We start from the raw sequence: 18,545 nt of genomic DNA, 5'->3' as shown, positions 1-18,545 counted from the left end.
GGACCCTTGGATAATTTTCGTGCCCGGTGTGTTCTTCCTTTATTTTAAAATCGCACTGCTCTTCAATTACTAATTCTTCGCGGACAACTGCCTTACCAAAACATCGGTAATTGGGTCTCCAGCATTCTATTGTTTCTATTCTGCATGAGCCCCTTATTGGAGCAACCGTTACATTCTGTGGTATCCCGTTCAGGCACGACCTTATGAAAGCACCCACATCTGCAAGATCATCTTCGAATCCAACTGCGAGATAGGACTGCGCAAGCGCATAAAGCAGCCTTTTCGGTATTTGACCAAGTTCCCTAGTTTCCAATACCCTAGATACAAGGAACTCTGCAAATATTCTAGGATTCTCTTCTATTTCGTTTTGCGCCGGTATTAGCCAGCGGTGTCCATATTCGTCTTCGGAACTGGCAGCGCACAGCGTATTGAAAAGCAGCGCAAATTTGTGGGGTGAAACTCTGTAAGACTCATCTCTGCACAGGAGAAGGCCCTGCGCACTCACAATGTGGCGCAAGCAGTCCCTGTTTGGTGTATCTATGAGTGTCACAACCATATGAGTACTTTGAGAATTAACAAAAACAATTACAAAGCAATCGCCCTTTCTCAGGTTAGAAAGTAAAATTGCGTAAGCCATTACACGGGCACCATAAGCCGCTACCTACCAGTCACGCAACGTCTCCATACCGTGACTTGCCCCAACAATGCGTGTCTGTATAGAAGGACAAATGTCCAGAAGGTCGCTTCTGTAGCTTAAAGTAAGATACGACGCGGCTATGGGCTCAAGTAATTCGTGTAAACTTGGCACAATGCTCGGGTGCCCATAGCTAGGTACACCGAAACTGCGAGAGGAGACTGGGATCCTGCACTATTTCAGCCATTTACGGCTCACCAAGCACGTTTGCATTTCTACCATTCCGGGACAAATTATATCAAAGTTTACTACAAATGTATAGGTGAGCACCTGTAACCTATAATCCGGAGCAAAGAAGATCTCTCGCGTCCACTATATAGCGAGCACTGTCTGCTTTTTGCCTACTACGCAGCGACGATACCATACCAAAACCCTGTCTAGGATATAGCACATGAACGAGATACAAATTTCCTTATCGCTAGTGGAATTATGTTTGGCTTGTAGGGGGGGGGAGGTTATGCGGCTTGGCCAAGCCACCTCTCTGCTCAATATTAACGGACGTCACTCGGCTCGTCACTTTACACTTCTTACTGCCATGTTTCCATAATTTCTCTAAATCTTCAAGTAGTGCGGAGGTGCACGCAATAGTGTTGAAGGTTTCCCAGTGAGCGACAGGCTCACTACTGCTTTGGGAATAATCCGATGAATGGGTATCATCATTATGATTACGGGCATACGCGCACGAGGGGCGTATTTGAAGAGACAGAAACTTTCTATCTATGATGTCTACGCCGTATTTCACGCTAATCTTGCGCGGAGGAACACTGCTGCCTCCAAGGGAGACGCAGCATTTCACTATGCACGTTATACCACTAGAGCGCACAGGCACGCCATCATTATGTTTGACACGTCCTGCACGCACCACTGTACTTTCGATGGTATAGTACTTTTGTTTGTGTCCTAAAAAGTCAAGGACGGCACATATCACTTCGTTGTTATTTTTTGCCTCTACTAAAGAGGATATGATGCCATTTTTCTGTTCCAATGTTTTATTCGAGTTATCAGGCAGCGATACGGAGACGTCTGTAGGCAGCAGTGAAGAAATACATGCGGGATGATGCTTCCCATCGGAGACTACATAGAATTCCTTCACTTTATTGAGTGAGGTCTCACAGTATTCTGCCAGGATCCTCGTGGCTGAAGGGTCGGTAATGTCCATAAGATGTATTTGAAGTCCATGTGTTTTTATATCAAATATCGTGTCTTTATTGCCGGATTTCTTCACTGCATACTTTACGGCAAGCTGCACTTTCGTACCGTCTTCAGTGCTTTGGTTCCTCTTTTTTATTACAAAGTTGCAACGCTCTTCCACCACTATTTGGCCCAAGCAGCTGCTACTATTGCACGTTGGGGCTTGGTACTCTACGCCAGTAATTGTATGCGCGTCACCCAAAAGCTCCACATCCGAGCAAGATGAAAATTGCTCCAGATGAGACCTGATAAATGAACTTATATTTTCAAGCTCATCAGAATGGCACTGAGAAGAATACGCCTGGGCTAGCGCCACGTATAGTGCTTTTGGAACATTTGCCAGTTCTGGCACGCATTTCGCCTTTGACTCGAGAAAATCTGCTATATTTTTTGAATCAACCGATTGCGCATTTTCGCTAACGTTATATGCGACATTTGATCCACGATTTGAGGTACGAAACTTTTTGAACCACTTTGTAAACGTGTGCGATGAGGGCTTATGGGTGCCGTTCCTATTCGACTTACCCTTTGAAGCACAAAACTTTTCGAACGACTTTGCAAATACGTGTGGTGAGCGCTTATTAGCTCCATCTCTACACAGCAAAAAGTCCAAAGTACAGGTGTTATTTGAGAATTGCATATAGTAACCTACTAGCGTTAACCAAAATGACGATGAGACATGACCTCTCTTTCAGTGTTGGGTATGAACATCTTTGTAAATTCCCCCCCCCCTTGATAATTTCACTACCTCTAAAGAATTCCCTATATTCGCCGATGGGCCGCATATTACGCGCTCAGAATTACATTCCTTAGTTTCTAAAGATGCACTGAGTAACTTAACACTTTCAATTAGTTTGGCAGAGCACGTCACGCCTTTGCAGTGTACATGGCGGACGGTACTATTACTGTGTTCCCAGAATTTACCTTGCAAAAATTCATTGTGCCCAGCCTTATCCAGCCTGCTTATGTCTAGCGTATATACGCCAAGATACTTGAATTTCCCATTTTCGGTTATATGAAACCTTACCCCCAGGCCATGGATCTTGCCACCATCACTAACCAATACGCGACATACTACGTAATACGTATGGTGTGTGTACTTAAAACAGAAGCCGGACATTGAATCAGTAACCACATGTACAACTGCGCGACCGAGAGAAAAATTATTTGCCTTGTGTCCCAAACTGCTTAGTGCAGCGGAAACAACCTGTTCACGATTTTCAGCGCTGTGCAAGCTACAGTTTATACTGACCGTACGGCGTCCTTCAGGAGGGACATTGTGTTGCGCCTCTCCACAAGGTACTCCCATACTTTCTGTTTCAGCCTTCTTAATCATCTCAGTACTTAGGCATGGGGCCGAATCCGTATTTGAGGCTTCAAGAAAACGTCCGTACCTGCACACAGGCTTACGCATTCTTCTCTACTCGTATCTTACCCATAGCTACACCCGTAAAAACATGAATAAAAGTTTCCACGCTACCATCAGCACTTTTTCTTCAAGAAGCTCCAGCACGGTTGGTAACATATACTGCCTTTATAGTTCTATCTGCCTATTGCCAAGTCTCCGCGATGCGCCCCAAACGCGGTTACTGAAAGGTCAAGCTGCCTCCTGCTATACTCAAGCAACTTCACTGTGTCTTCGAGTAAACCAGTACCAAACAAAGTAACCCTGCAATCTAGTGGCAGAATATGGCACGCTTCTCGAGGTACAAAATCCTCGTGCAGAAACCCATCTAGACCGGCTACATAGGCCTCATAGAATTGCACGTTATCAATTATTAAGGATACGCTCCCTGCTTTGAACCCCCCATACACTCCATAAAGTACACCACCACCACATATCAGCCCCCCCCCCTCGGTATAGGCCAGTACGCGACGTCTTACATCATACATTACTTCACCTCGTGTGCGAATTCGGGTGCAGCCATAAGTTAGACGTATTTTATTGCCGGGAATGCCGAGTAGGGTTCCCAGCAAGCTCCTCACGAATCCGCCGCTAGTACCGGTGTTTGCGAATATTCTTCGAGACAAGTATTTAGCGTTTTCTTTTTGCATTCTATAAATGCTCAATGCGCTACCCATGCCATTACTGTGAGTACCAAATGTGGTGATTGTGAACCTATCAACATGCTTGTGCGCAGCGGCCCACGTGCAGGCTCTTCCCGTTGATTTTGGTAACCCGTATTCACCTTTTTCGACCAAGACGACTTCCACCTTTCGAACTTCAAGAGAAAACAATGCCTCCTCCGGGTTCGAGACGGAAATGTTGTGCTCAACCTTCAGGCGCAGCTTTTTGCCATATGGGTTACCAGAGCCCAGTTCATTGCTTATCTCAAAATCGCACTGCTCCTCAACTACTAAATTTCCGTACACGGTGCCTTGTTTTTGATTGGAGCGTGCGCATGGGAAAATATACCGTATACTCGCAATTTTGCATGAATCGCTAATGGGAGATATCGATATACCGAAACCAACCTCAACAAAGCACGATTTTATAAAATAACTAACATCATGAAGTTCGCTTCTGTAGCTTAAAGTAAGATATGCCGCTGCCAAGGCTTCAAGTAATTCGTGTGGAACTTGGCCCAATGCTTCGGTGCCCATTGCTCGGTACACCAGAAACTGTGAGAGGAGACTGGGATCCTGCTCTATTTCATCATTGGACGGTATACCAAGACCGTCTGCATTCCCACGGTTTCCTAAAGAACAAATTCTATCAAAATTTACAGCAAGCTTATAGGGGGAACATTTGTAACTTCTATCCCGTAGCAACAGAAGATCACGAGCACACGTAATATAACGAGCACATGTTGCTTTTGGATATTTGCGTAGAGATAAAACCATACCACAACCTTTTTACACATTTACACACGAACACTGTCCATACATGTAACTGCGGACCTTTAGCGCTGAGTAAGCCCCCCCCCTCTCGTGATGCACAGCTTCGGGAATATGACTAACAGTAAGATTACTGGAGGGTGCTACAGATAACAGATTTTCAAAATCACATTTACCAACGCTGTAACCCAGTAACCTCTTTGCATCTTCAAGTAGCTCACGTCTACATGTAACCGCTTTTTCCGGATCCGTAGTTAAGACACAGTTATCCATATAACTACAGAGATCGCCGCATAGGAATTTGATGTACTGCACAAAATCGCGGGTGCGCAACCTCATGAAGTATGCTTCGGCGCCGAATAAACGAACGTTTTCCCAAGGTCTGCGTTGGTAGATCGTGCACCGGACGTCTACGCCACACACCACACCATATTGGCGTAGTACAGCACAATGTTTGACGCTGTACATTTCTGAGTAGCATTGATCCATTACCTTATCGAGCCGTCTTACTTGCGTGCGACCATGCGTTAGACGCAATTTGCCGTCCGCAATACCTGATAAAACACTCAGTAAGGTTTTTACGAGATCTTTGATACTGGTTGCGCGCCAAACTACTTTGTGTGTGATATAAACCTCATTTCTGGGCTGCAGGCGCCAGCGACTCATAGAGAAAAGAGGTTCAGCACTCCGCAAACCGATTCTGCTGACGTAAAACTTCTTGATTTGTTTGTACGCGTTGTCCCACGAACATCTACTGAGAATGTGATCTAACGATTCCTGCGTACCATGTACGAGTTCTATGCCCACTTTTCGCACACTGAGGTGGTACAAAGTCTCCAGCTTTTTCGAACGCTCTACTCTGTATCTAACACGCAGGCGGACTCTTGGATAATCTTCGTGTCTGGTGTGTTCTTCCTTTATTTTAAAATCGCATTGTTCTTCAATTACTAATTTTGCACGGTCAATTTCCTTCCCAAAACAGTTGCGACTGGGCTTAAAGTAATCTATGGTCGCTACTTTGCACGAATCTCCTATGGGAGTAACCACTACATTCTGTGGTATCCCGTTCAGGCACGACCTTATGAAAGCGCCTACGTCTGTGAGATCATCCTCGAATCCTACTGTGAGATAGGACTGTGCAAGCGCATAAAGCAATTCCTTTGGTACTTGACAAAGTTCCCAAGTTTCCAATGCCCTGGATACAAGAAACTTTGTAAGTGCTAGGGGATTCTTTTCTATTTCGTTACGCGTTGGCACAAGCGATCGTATGCCATTTTCGTATTTGGAAACTTCATCGCACAGTTGGCTGAAAAGCAGCGCAAACTTGTGGGGTGAAACCCTGTAAGACTCGTCCCTACACAGGAGAAGGCCCTGCGCACTTACTATGTGGCGCAAGCAGTTCCTGTTTGGTTTGTTCAGGAATGTCACACCCATATTGGATACCTTCGAAAATTAACAAAAACAATTACAAAGCAATAGCCCTTGCTCATGTCAGAAAGTAAAATCGCGTAAGCCTTTACGCGGGCATCGTAAGTCACTGCCTACTAGCCGCTGACATCTATGTATCGTGACTCGCCTCAACACAGCGTGTCTGTATAGAAGGACAAATGTCCAGAAGGCCGTAGTCTAAGGTAAAATGTGCCGCATCAAGTAATTCGTGTGCACTTGGCCCAATGCCTTGGTGCCCATTGAGCGGTACACTAGAAACTGTGAGAGGAGACTGGGATCCTGCTCCTATTTCATCATTGGACGTTATACCAAGACCATCTGTATTCCTACGGTTTCCTAAAGAACAAATTCTACCGAAATTCACAGCGAGCTTACAGGCGGAACACTTGTCACTCCTATCCCAGAGCGAAAGAAGATCACGAGCACACATAATACGACGAGCACATTCTGCTCTGGGGTTCCTGTATGTAGATAATACCATAACTTTTTCACACATTTACATACGAACACTGACCACGCAGGTAATTGCGGATCTTTAGCGCTAAGGAAGCACTCCCCCCCCCCTTCCCACACAATGCACGGCTTCGAGAGTATGGCTAATAGTAAGATCACTCGAAGGGACTGCAGACATCTGATTGCCAATATCACAATCACCAATGTTGTGTCGCCTCTTTATATCCTCAAGTAGCTCATTTCTACATGTAACAGCTTTTCCCGTCTCCGTAGTGAATACATAGTCATACACATGATCACAGAGATCGCCGGATAGGAATTGGATGTACTGCTTAGAGTCTCCGGTTTGCAACCCAACGCAGGATGCTTTAAGCCCGTATAAACGAACGTTCTCACTAGGATTGCGTCGGAAGATTGTGTACCTTACGACTACACCAAACACCGCGCTGCCATATGGGTGTATCACTGCACAATGTTTGACGTAGTACATTTCTGAGAAGCGTTGGTCCATTACCTTATCGACCTGTGTGCGACCATGCGTTAAATGCAATTTATCATGCGCAATACTTGACGAGACAATCAGCAGTGTTTCTATGAGGTCTTTATTATTGCTTGCGCGCCAAACTACCTTGTGGGTGAAATAAACTTTATTTCTGGGCTGTAAGCGCCATTTGTTCAAAGACAACACAGGCACATCACTTCGCAAACAAGATCTGGCGACGTAGAACTTCTTGATTTGCTTGTGTGCTTCGTTCCACGAACATCTGCTTAGAATGTGATCTGACGATTCTTGCCTAACACCAGGTATGAGTTCTATACCCACTTTTCGCACACTGAGATGGTACAAAGTCTCTAGCTTTTTCGAGCTCTCTACTCTGTACCTAACACGCAGGCGGACTCTTGGATAATCTTCGTGTCCGGTGTGTTCTTCCTTTATTTTAAAATCGCATTGCTCTTCAATTACTAATTCTTCGCGGACAACCGCCCTACCAAAACAGCGGTAATAGGGTCTCCAGCATTCTATTGTTGCTATTCTGCATGAGCCCCTTATTGGAGCAACCGTTCCATTTTGTGGTATCCCGTTCAGGCACGATCTTATAAAAGCGCCCACATCTGCGAGATCATCCTCGAATCCAACTGCGAGATAGGACTGCGCAAGCGCATAAAGCAATTCTTTTGGTATTTGACCAAGTTCTCTAGTTCCTAATGCCCTTGATACGAGGAACTCTGCAAATATTTTGGGATCCTCCTCTATTTCATTGCGTGCAGGTATTGGCCAGCGTATGCCATTGTTGTCTTCAGAAACTTCATCGCAGAGTCTGCTGAAAAGCAGTGCAAACTCGTGGGGTGAAACTCTGTAAGACTCATCCCTACACAGGAGAAGGCCTTGTGCACTTACTATGTGGCGCAAGCAGTTCCTGTTCGGTTTGTTTAAGAGTGTAACACCCATGTGAATACCTTTGAGAGTTAACAAAAATAATTATGAAGGCAACAGACCATGCCTTGGTCCGAAGCAAAATTGTGCAGGACCCTACTCAGACATCAGAAGTCAATTAATAACTACCCATTCAAATACCAACCATCTTTGAGGCCGGCTCTAAGGAAAGATACTATGGCGCCATTGCATCCAGGTAGCTCCGGCGGACAACACGTATCGGCTTTTACAACAAACATGCTGGCGCTCCGAAATTACGCCGCGGAATGCCATCTTGCCGGCGTGCTCAGTTGGGGCCATATTTTACAACACACGTCCGAGGTGCCCCTACTCCACACATCCGCGAAATATGATACTTCAACCCAATTACCTTAAAAGCTCCCGTGTCATGCTATGAACAACAAGAGCCATCCTCAACAAGCGCTGCATGTTGCTATACGAATACATTTCAAGATCGATCCACTTTTACTGAGCCCCACCATACTACTTACTGGAGAGGTGCCATTGCACGATAACCCTCCTAGTTTTTCCAGTATGTGCGAATTACTACGAAGTCTTCTACCCTCATTAACAATATACCATATGTCAATCACCGCACAGCAAAGCATCATATGTCGTCGTGCCTGCACTTATTATCCTCAAGCATGCAGTAGCATCCCTATATCGTACGGCAATGCATATTGAGTGTTGCCACATTGATTGCTGCATGCTAGTGACCACCACATACGCCGCAAAATCAAATAACACCCCGCCTACGTAAAGTTTCATCACTACGATAGCCTGCTGTTCCTACCTCAGATGCATTACACACTACATCACGACACCCCCGCATTTTTACAAAATATCACCGCGCTATTCCAAAATTCTATAGCAGGCTGCAGCACCCTGTAAGCCCGCCATCTTCCAAAAAGATGGACTTTATAATTACCGAAACCTGAATACACATGTACCAAACGCCACTTAACACAGAAAGCAAAATACATGCTCCAATTGCTTCATAAACCTAAAATCACCCCCCCCGTGCTGCATACGAGTGCGCTGTGTAACCAAGCCGGCCCTCAACTACATTATAATCAAGCAATGCCATTGTATCCTCAAGCAAACTGGTACCAAAAAAAGCAACTTCACATCTCAATGGAAGAAAGTAACTTGATTCTGTTGAAGGAGAAGGGTCACCGCGCAAAAACCTTACGTGCCCGTCTACATCTACGGGAAGAAACTCTGATATATGAACAGTGCTCACGCGCAGAAACACTCTGTCTCCTTTAGCGCGACCACGCACCTCATATTCCACGTCTGCACCACACAGCACCGTGCCCGCTATTTCTTTGTCACACACCAGTACGCGACGTCTCACATCGTACGTGTGAGCGTTTCTTCTGTATGCTTGAGAGCAGCCATAGGTTAGGCATATTTTGTCTCGAGGAATGCCTAGCAGAGCGCTTAACAAGCTTCTCAGGAAACCACAACTACTGCCGGTGTTTGCGAAAACCCTACGCGCGAGATAGCGTGCATTCTCGGGCTGCATGCGATATGTGCTCAGTGAGCGACCCAAACCTTCCTGGGTTAGTCCAAATACCGTTATGGTGAACTCCCTAACATACTTGCGGGCTGTTCCCCACGTACACACTTTACCTATGGTATTTTGCTTTAGCTGATGTTCTTTATTCTCCACAAGAGTGGCTGTTACCTTGCGAACTCCTAGGGAGTACAACGACTCCCTAGGTGCCAACTCCGATACTACAAACTCAACAGTGAGACGCAATCTAGTACCATCTTCTACGTCTCGACCCGTCTCGTCTCTTATTCCAAAATCGCACTGTTCCTCAACGATTAAACACCGCCGTGCACGCTTGCGCATACAACTCACACTCTCACCAGGAGTAGCATATCGGATGTTACTTATTCTGCACGAATCGTGGATTGGCACGACTGCAACGTTGTGAGGGAGTTCAACAAAGCATGTCTTGATAAACGAACCTACGTCTTCAAGCTCGCTTTCATAGTCTAAAGTGAGATACGCTCCGGCAAGCGCTTCAAATAGGCCATCGGGAGCATTATGCAACGCGTCAGTTAACAGTGCACGGTACATGAGAAACTGCGAGAGACGCCGTGGATTTCGTTCGATTTCGCTTTCTGTAGGTATTTCGTTCTGCCTCGCTATACGGTCTTGGCTGACTAGGGAACAAATCCTATCAAAGTGGACAGCAAGCGCACGGGGCGAGCATTTATAATTTCTATCCCTCAACAAGAGAAGATCACGCGCACATGTAATGTAGCGCACGCACGCTGCGCTGGGATTCTCACGTAGAGCTAGCACCACACTTGCACCTCTGACACCGAAACCGAAATACCAATTAGAAACCTCCACCTCATACAGAAGAGGGGGGGGGAATTGCATGCAACTACCCCTAGAGGCACAAATGCTGAAAGTCTGCCGTAACCGTACGGACCTGCGTACACACCACTAAATACGGAAACCAACACAGTGAAGGTCGCAACCTAACCGCACGTAGCAACGGCAACACACAGCTGTTACATTGTACCCAACCTATTGACTTTATGTAAAGAAAGAAATAACTTACGCGGGGCCTATCTAGTTATAGGGACCCCAGGGTGGTTGCGTACAAGAGAGTGTGGGTGTACACGGCGTTCGTAAAATAAGTTGTGACCGACAATACACGCTGAGAGAAAAATGGATGTAGAACCGTGTAGTGCATAAGGTAGCATTATAACGATGTCTGTTCATAGTGTGCAGATAACGGTTGAGTTGTTGTGCATGCATGGTTCTGAGTTGTGTTGTTCAACAGAAAAAGCAAATCTTGGCATGCTATGTCAGGGGACTTTTTCGTGTAACACACGCCATCATGTCGAGAATGTTACACGATATGCGGGTTCTTGTGTACGTGTTCAGATCAACGCAGGCTGCTTATTAATTACTTGTTGCGCCAAGTACTCAGTGAGCGATGCCTATGTTCTGTAACATTACTTACAAAGGATGGCATGACATACGTATCGTGTCTTTATCTCCATAAATCCGGGCATGATTGCACTTTATGGAAGCACTTGAAATTTCCTACAAAAAGGCGCTAAGGTGATTTGGAACCATTGGTAGCTTCATCATGAAATCTGCAGTTCTGGAGCTAACAAACCTTTTGTCATGGCTTGTTCTGTGGCCCAAACTACAGGGTTGAGCACGAAAGATTCAAACGAAGTGCTAAAGGACACGCAACGCATATTCTTACTGCAACTTGCTCTTCCATATCTTGGAATGGTTTGACCATGCAGTAGTAGTTCTGCTTGGTGGCATGGTGCAGCACATATGGCTTCATGGTTTTTTTTCTGCGGTAGATTTCTTTAGTTCTGTACCAGCAACGTTGCACAGGGAAAGCGCCCTCAGCCGCATAAATGGCTCACAGAGCCTGAGCAGCATATCGGTTTCGGAGTACTCCATATGGAAACAGCTTGATCTCCGTAAATTCGTGTCTCAGCCCAATAAAATGTGGTTGTCAGTGAGTAGTCAGCGTTTTAAAGGAATGATAATACGGATGTAAAGGTGCTTAAGGTCGGTAAACATGGAAATGTCTTCCATGCAATTCAGCTAGCCGCACTGAAATGCCGCATCAGTAACTGTGCTCAGTACTTATCGTGTGAAGCACAAAATATCACTGTGTGTTGCAGGGATCTGTATTAGCTAATTAGCTAACGTTCTGATTCCTTATGTTGCGCAACACCATTGGCCTTAAGTGTGCGTGGGAAAATGCTGTGAATACATGCCAGACTACCTGGTACAGGGCTCGCAAAACAGTATGGCAGGATAAGATGATACGCATGGTAAATGATGCCTACACAGACAGTAGGACACATTTGTGTATGCATAGCGGCTCCGGAGCTTAGCGTGTTTCACCATCTGAGATGCCTTATCCTCTGTTACGGAATGGGATATAGGGTGACTTGCATAGGTGATGGAGGGCCCTAATGCGCAGGAACATGCACTCGGCATTACAGTAACTTTGTGCACAGTAGACCAAAGTATCTTAGCTATACGTGGGGTTCAAAACGTGCATCATGCGTTCGACGAACGTTAGCTGTTCAATATGAGGATGGAGGCACTAATCTATACGTAGCTTTCTATATTTTTCAGAACCTGTACATGAGCTTCAGGAAGCTCCTTGATGAAGCGCGAAATCTTCATGGGCTGGCTCCAGTTGTTTATTTCTCTTACTGCAACACAGGATATGTACAGCTTTTCCTTCGCTCTGGTGATTCCTACATATGCCAGCCGCCGTTCTTCCTCTAGTGAGTTTTCAGTGAGGTCATTCATAGATTTCTCATGGGGAAAAACTCCTTCTTCCCATCCAGGGAGAAATACGAGGGGAAATTCCAAGCCCTTTGCTGCATGCAAGGTCATAACGTGCACATTGTTGTCATCTCCATCAAGAGAGTCATTGTCAGTTACCAAACTTATATGCTCCAAAAACTTTATCGTGTCATCAAAGCCGGAAATTGCGGAGAATAGCTCCTTTATATTTTCAAGCTTTGACGCTCCGGTTTCAGCGTCACTTTTTAGAGCTTCGATATATCCTGACTCATGGGCTATTGACTTTATCACGTCCAAAGGGGGCTCTGTCTCTGCCATTTTTCTCCAGTAGTCAAATTTTTTCATAAGATCCCGAAGAATGTTTGACGTACGATCCGGGAGCAATCCATCTTGTATCATCGACGTGCTAGCATCGGTGAGCGATAAATTGTGTTGTCTGGAATAAGCCCGTATCTTATTCACTGTGGTCGTGCCTAACTGGCGTTTCGGTTTGTTTATTATTTTTTCGAATGCTATGTCATTGTTCGGGTTTGCTACTAACTTCAAGTATGCCACCAGGTCGCGAATTTCGGCCCTATCATAAAATTTTGTTCCCCCTATAATCTTGTAGGGTATGCCGTACCTTACAAAGTATTCTTCAAACACCCTAGTTTGGAAACTGGCTCTCACGAGTATGGCGATCTCGTCAAACCTATATTCGTGTGAATCACGGATCTGCTCACTGATGTATTGTGCTTCTGAACGCCCATCAAAGAACTTCATCAGCCCCACCTTTTGTCCTGCATCGTTATGTGTCCACAAAGTTTTCTTAAGACGCGACTTGTTGTTATTTATTACGGCAGAGGCCGCGGCTAGTATATTTGATGTTGATCTGTAATTGTGCTCCAACCTTATTACTTTTGCTTCAGGAAAATCATCAGAAAATCTCAGAATGTTGCCAACTTCTGCACCGCGCCAATTGTAAATTGACTGATCATCATCTCCGACGCAGCATAGGTTTTTATGCTTCCGTACCAATAAACGCAGCCACAAATATTGAATCGTATTTATATCTTGATACTCATCTACCATCACATATTTGAGCTGATCTTGGTAATACGAGAGTACACTAGGATTGCTGCTAAGCATCGTTACGCTGAGCAGAAGCAAATCTCCAAAATCAGCGCAGTTTAGTGCTTTTAGTCTAGACTGGTATACCTCGTATATCTTTAGGTTCAATTCACTGGAGTGTTTTTGCAATTCTGTATCCGTAACATCGTGTGGCAGAAGGCCTTTTTCCTTCCACCGCTGTATCGAGTGCAGAATTTTCTTGCATTCGGTAGCAGGATAATGCGGCGCAAGCTCATTCACTACAGTCTTTACAAGCTGTAACTGATCATCGGTACCTATGATGTTAAAATTACTGCTCAGTCCGACTAATTCCGCGTGGCTACGGAGCATTCTTGCAGCTATTGAGTGAAAAGTTCCCAGCCATATTCCGGAAGTATCGACTATGTCGTTTACCCTTACCAACATTTCTTTGGCGGCCTTGTTTGTAAAAGTTACTGCGAGTAACTCGTTAGGCTGCGCAGCGCCGCTTTTGATTATGTAACCCATCCGAGAGGTAATAGTGCGTGTTTTTCCTGTACCTGCCCCAGCCAAGATCAACACAGGCCCGTTTGTTTGTACTACAGCTTCCCTTTGTTTATCATTAAGCTGTGACATAAAGTCTTCTTTCATCAGACCTTCAGTATCTTGCATTCCACCACTATCTTTCTGAAAACCATGATATTCCATACAAAATACTCCAAGGAATGACTACGAAGCGTGCCGACGTGATGCACACCATAGTATCCCATAGGAACATACAATCAACAAAAACAAGGATTTATTGTCCGGCTGTAATGAGCAGGATGCTTGGTTTTTCTGCCGCGAGAGTCTGGGAGAATATTCGCCTTAAGTATTTATGATTTGCTGAAGTGAATACGGTATGGCAGGCGATTTCTAGTCAAACTATGGTATAAGCCAGTAATATACTGCAGGTGTGTAATATGTGTTGAAAAAGAGACAAGTTTCCATCGGCTCATGTTGCGTATGTGAATTGTGCCAGAAAAACTTAGGTAGACATTTTATGTACCTTTTTTGGTATCCGCTAAGGAATGCACATCGCTATTGCATGTTGTGAAATGTCTGCGTGGGTGTCTTGCGTCAGATGCAATCGAAACATAGCGCATAAAGGGCAGGGTGCGGAGCCACATGGTAGCGTTAGTTTGAATGCTTTGGCCAGCATATTCTGTGCAATCACTTTTGCTAATGAGCCGTAAAATGTGGAAACAATTGCCTTGACCTTGGCTGTGAGTGGGACTAAGATTGCTCGTTCTGCAGGTGTGGTTTTCTCAAGATCAAATGAGCGATGGTGTTGTACCGGTTTCCATAGAGAAGGAGTTGGAAGATTCCTATCTATCCTATGCTATGAGTGTCATAGTTAGTAGGGCTATTCCTGACATCCGTGATGGTTTGAAGCCTGTGCACAGGAGAATCTTATACTCCATGTATAAGTCTGGCTATAGCCACGACAAACCGTATAAAAAGGCTGCCAGGGTGGTTGGTGATGTCATGGGTAGGTATCACCCACATGCTGACACGGCGATATACGATGCCTTAGTGCGTATGGCGCAGGACTTTTCTTTGTTGGTACCGCTTATAGATAGCCAAGGTAACTTTGGCTCGGTGGATGGAGATCCTCCTGCATCGATGAGGTACACGGAGGCTAGGCTTGCGCAGTCTGCACATTTTCTTCTGAATGACATTGACGAAGACACGGTCGACTTTCGTCCGAATTATGACGAAAACGAAGAGGAGCCTGTAGTACTTCCGGCTGAGTTTCCCAATGTTCTGGTAAATGGTGCAGGTGGTGTAGCAGTTGGGATGTCTACCAATATTCCTTCCCATAACCTTGGTGAAATTGTTGACGCCTGCGTAATGTACATAGATGACCCTAGTGTCGGTCTTGAGGACCTAATGAGGGTGATTCCAGGGCCCGATTTCCCGACGGGCGGTGTAATAATGGGTGATGAGGGCATAAAGTCTGCTTTTGCTACGGGTCGCGGAACGATAATTATCCAGGGAAGGACGCATATTGAGGAACTGCCATCCGGTAGGCAGGCAATTATTATCGATGAGATACCGTATCAGACAAATAAAGCTAAGCTCGTGGAGCGCATACATGAGCTTGTAAAGGATAAGAAAATAGAGGGTATTGCTGACCTGCGGGATGAATCAAATAAAGCGGGAATAAGGGTAGCTATAGAACTAAAAAGGCAGATAAATTCCCAGGTGGTACTGAATCAGCTTCTCGGTCTTACGCCTCTAAGGACTAGCTTTAGCATCAATACCTTGGTGCTAGACAATAGCCGTCCGCGGGTTATGTCGCTCGTTGAGATAATTTCTACGTTTGTTAATTTCCGCAAGGAAGTACTTGTTCGTAGGACGAGGTTCCGTCTTAGGAAGGTGAGGGAGAGGGCGCATTTATTTATTGGGATGTACATTGCTGTACTCAACATTGATGATATTGTTGCGATAATAAGGGGATCACAGGATGCATCCGAGGCTACAATCGCCCTGCGTGAGCGCAGATGGAAGCCTTCTGATAAAGTGCGTAACATGATAGAGCTAGTATCTGACAGTACGGGTGTTGTGGAAGGGGGGATGTATCAGCTAACGGCTCCGCAGGTGAAAGCGATACTTGAGATGCGTTTGCAGAGGCTTACTGGATTAGAGAAGGGTAAGTTGGAAGTAGAGCTGCAGTCTATGGTTTCACTGATAACTGAGTATACCAAAATTCTTAGTACTGATTCTTTGCTTATGGGCATGGTGCGAGAGGGTCTTCTCGAAGTGAAGAAAAAGGTTGCTGTGGCGAGGAAAACGGCCATAGAGGAATCTAGAGGAGATATAGACGCGGAGAGTCTAATTCCCCGGGAGGAGATGGTTGTTACTGTCACCATGAATGGCTTCATAAAGAGGGTTAAGCTCTCTAACTACAGGGCGCAGAAAAGGGGCGGTAAGGGCCGAGTTGCTCAGGGTATTAAGGAGGAGGATGTAACTACTAAGCTGTTTGTTGTGGATACTCATACGAGTGTCTTGTTCTTCTCGAATGTGGGCAAAGTTTATAAATTGAAGGTCTACAAGCTTCCGCTTGGAGAGCCTGCTTCACGTGGACGGGCACTTGTGAATATTTTCCCGTTAGCTGAAGGTGAGACGGTTACAAGTGTTATGCCTTTGCCTGAGAATGGTGGCGATGATGGCTCTGGGTCGGCGCTCGATATAGTATTTGCTACGGCGTCTGGTAATATAAGACGGAATGCACTTGCCGATTTTCAATACGTTCCATCTAATGGCAAGATAGCTATGGTCTTGAATCCGGTGGATAAGCTAATATCCGCTAGCGTGTGTGAAGTAGGAGATCATGTTTTGCTGTCCAGCAAGAAGGGTAAGAGTATCAGGTTTTCTGTTGGAAACGTGCGTCAGTTTAAGGGTAGGATGTCTGATGGTGTTAGGGCGATTAAACTCGCTGAGGGTGATCAGGTAATCTCTATGTCCGTGCTGTGTGGTGCAGATGCGGATTCTGATGTAAAGGAAGCATATTTGAAGATTCCCGTCGAGCTGCGTATGCAAGCTGCCGAAAGTGGTGTGCTGGGTGACAAAATAACCCGAATGCTTGGTGATTTGTCACTTGATGAGCGTACGGTCAGTGATATGTTGAGAAATGAGCAGTTCATTCTTACCGTTACGGAGAATGGCTTTGGTAAGCGAACCTCAGCCTATGAATATCGCACCACGTCTCGAGGAGGCGTTGGGGTATTCAATATACTCACAACTGCGCGTAACGGAAATGTTGTTGCGAGCTTCCCAGTGGCTCACAGTGACCAGGTTATGCTGATTACAGATAAGGGAAAGCTGATACGTATTTCCGTCTCAGATATAAGAATAATAGGGCGCAGTACGCAGGGTGTTACATTGTTTAAGATGGAAAAGGGTGAGAAGGTAGTCTCGGTTGCACCTGTTATAGATAGCGGGGATAGTAGCGATGACTGTGAAGAAGAAGGGAACTCCGATTCGTAACGCCTATGCGTAAAGTTGATACAATTTTCGGCAGATTTTTTAGCGCTAATCCCGAGCCGCGTATAGAGCTTCAGTACAGAAACGAGTTCACGTTGCTTGTGGCAATTGTGTTGTCAGCGCGGACTACGGATGTAAGTGTAAACAAGATCACTGCGAGATTGTTTGACGTCGCGGATACGCCCAAGAAAATGCTGAGTCTTGGTGAGGATGCTTTGAAAGGCTACATAAACAGCATAGGGCTGTATAACTCCAAAGCAAAAAATATAATGCAGCTCAGTAAAACCATAGAATATGAATACGGTGGTGAGATCCCGCGCGATTTTGATGTATTAACGTCGCTTCCTGGTGTTGGTAGAAAAAGCGCTAACGTGTTTTTAAATTCCGCTCTAGGAATGCCTACCATTGCAGTAGATACTCATGTGTTTAGGGTCAGCAATCGCATAGGTATAGTCAGTGAGAACAGCGTTTTAGGAGTTGAGAAATCGCTCGAAAAAGTTATCCCAAGTAAGTGGAAACTATATGCTCACCATTGGCTAGTGTTACATGGCAGGTATGTGTGTAAGTCGCGAATGCCATTGTGCCAGAAATGTATAATAAGTGATCTTTGCGATAGTAGCAGAGTATAATCGCGATTTACCCTCATTTAAGTATTTAGGTGTACCGCACGTTCTTCGTTGTGTATCACCACAATGTCCCAATGCAGGCCGTAAATTGAAGTTGTTTAGGTATACCAGCGTCAAGTCAGCCCCGGAAGGTGCGACACTCATCACCCGCATGATGGGACATGTGCCAATTTGTGCGTACAGGGTACGGCAAATTAATTAACAAAAATGGGCCGAGTAGTCGACGTTACACGTGTCTTATGTGCAGCGCAGATTTGCCGAGCTTCCATATTCGAGCCCTACAATCACGCCTGTACAGTTTTTTGAAGACCTCATCAGTAAGCCGTATTTCCTAGAATATTAATCTAAAGCCCATCTCACAGCCCGAATAAGACAGACCAAATTGCGCAACAGCCGAATTGCCTGTTCTTCCCTCAGGACTGATATCATCTACAAGCTTAT

12 protein-coding genes are annotated in these 18,545 nt (G+C 45.4%); 3 read left to right on the top strand and 9 right to left on the bottom strand.

From position 1 onward, the window contains the following. From PGW94_RS03110 to PGW94_RS03075, 8 genes are all read right to left on the bottom strand, one after another. The coding region (locus PGW94_RS03110) for a hypothetical protein (protein WP_271758546.1) at positions 1–556 on the bottom strand (556 nt) is incomplete at its 3' end. 565 nt (positions 557–1,121) lie between these two features. Next, positions 1,122–2,525: a hypothetical protein gene (locus PGW94_RS03105; RefSeq protein ID WP_271758545.1), complete on the bottom strand. Its 1,404-nt coding sequence runs from the start codon at positions 2,523–2,525 to the stop codon at positions 1,122–1,124. 51 nt (positions 2,526–2,576) lie between these two features. Next, positions 2,577–3,221, bottom strand: coding sequence for a hypothetical protein (locus PGW94_RS03100; RefSeq protein WP_271758543.1), 645 nt, complete (start codon positions 3,219–3,221; stop codon positions 2,577–2,579). A gap of 206 nt (positions 3,222–3,427) precedes the next feature. After that, positions 3,428–4,729, bottom strand: a complete 1,302-nt coding sequence (locus PGW94_RS03095) for a hypothetical protein (protein ID WP_271758542.1) — start codon at positions 4,727–4,729, stop codon at positions 3,428–3,430. Positions 4,730–4,741: 12 nt separating this feature from the next. Continuing rightward, entirely contained in the window at positions 4,742–6,157 is a 1,416-nt protein-coding gene (locus PGW94_RS03090) for a hypothetical protein (protein WP_271758540.1), read from the bottom strand. 124 nt (positions 6,158–6,281) lie between these two features. Continuing rightward, complete coding sequence (locus PGW94_RS03085) at positions 6,282–6,653, bottom strand: hypothetical protein (protein ID WP_271758539.1); 372 nt, start codon at positions 6,651–6,653, stop codon at positions 6,282–6,284. A 60-nt stretch (positions 6,654–6,713) separates the two neighbouring features. Continuing rightward, positions 6,714–8,075 (bottom strand): hypothetical protein, encoded by a 1,362-nt coding sequence (locus PGW94_RS03080; protein ID WP_271758536.1) that lies wholly within the window; start codon positions 8,073–8,075, stop codon positions 6,714–6,716. Between the two features lie 994 nt (positions 8,076–9,069). Continuing rightward, positions 9,070–10,461 (bottom strand): hypothetical protein, encoded by a 1,392-nt coding sequence (locus PGW94_RS03075; RefSeq protein ID WP_271758534.1) that lies wholly within the window; start codon positions 10,459–10,461, stop codon positions 9,070–9,072. Positions 10,462–11,311: 850 nt separating this feature from the next. Here PGW94_RS03075 and PGW94_RS03070 point away from each other — a divergent pair. Further along, positions 11,312–11,614, top strand: a complete 303-nt coding sequence (locus tag PGW94_RS03070; protein ID WP_271758532.1) for a hypothetical protein — start codon at positions 11,312–11,314, stop codon at positions 11,612–11,614. 563 nt (positions 11,615–12,177) lie between these two features. On the opposite strand, the gene PGW94_RS03065 is transcribed toward PGW94_RS03070, so the two are convergent. Beyond that, complete coding sequence (locus PGW94_RS03065; RefSeq protein ID WP_271758550.1) at positions 12,178–14,100, bottom strand: ATP-dependent helicase; 1,923 nt, start codon at positions 14,098–14,100, stop codon at positions 12,178–12,180. Positions 14,101–14,766: 666 nt separating this feature from the next. Between PGW94_RS03065 and gyrA the strand changes: the two genes are divergently transcribed. Both gyrA and nth read left to right on the top strand, forming a co-directional pair. Further along, entirely contained in the window at positions 14,767–17,481 is a 2,715-nt protein-coding gene (gyrA, locus tag PGW94_RS03060) for a DNA topoisomerase (ATP-hydrolyzing) subunit A (protein ID WP_271758548.1), read from the top strand. Between the two features lie 5 nt (positions 17,482–17,486). After that, positions 17,487–18,107, top strand: a complete 621-nt coding sequence (nth, locus tag PGW94_RS03055; protein WP_271758530.1) for an endonuclease III — start codon at positions 17,487–17,489, stop codon at positions 18,105–18,107. Positions 18,108–18,545 lie beyond the last annotated feature (438 nt).

Source organism: Candidatus Anaplasma sp. TIGMIC, from assembly GCF_028204095.1.
In the GTDB taxonomy this organism is placed as follows: Bacteria; Pseudomonadota; Alphaproteobacteria; order Rickettsiales; family Anaplasmataceae; genus Anaplasma.
Note: the sequence above shows the minus strand (reverse complement) of the source record. Positions and strands in the feature narration are given on the sequence as shown.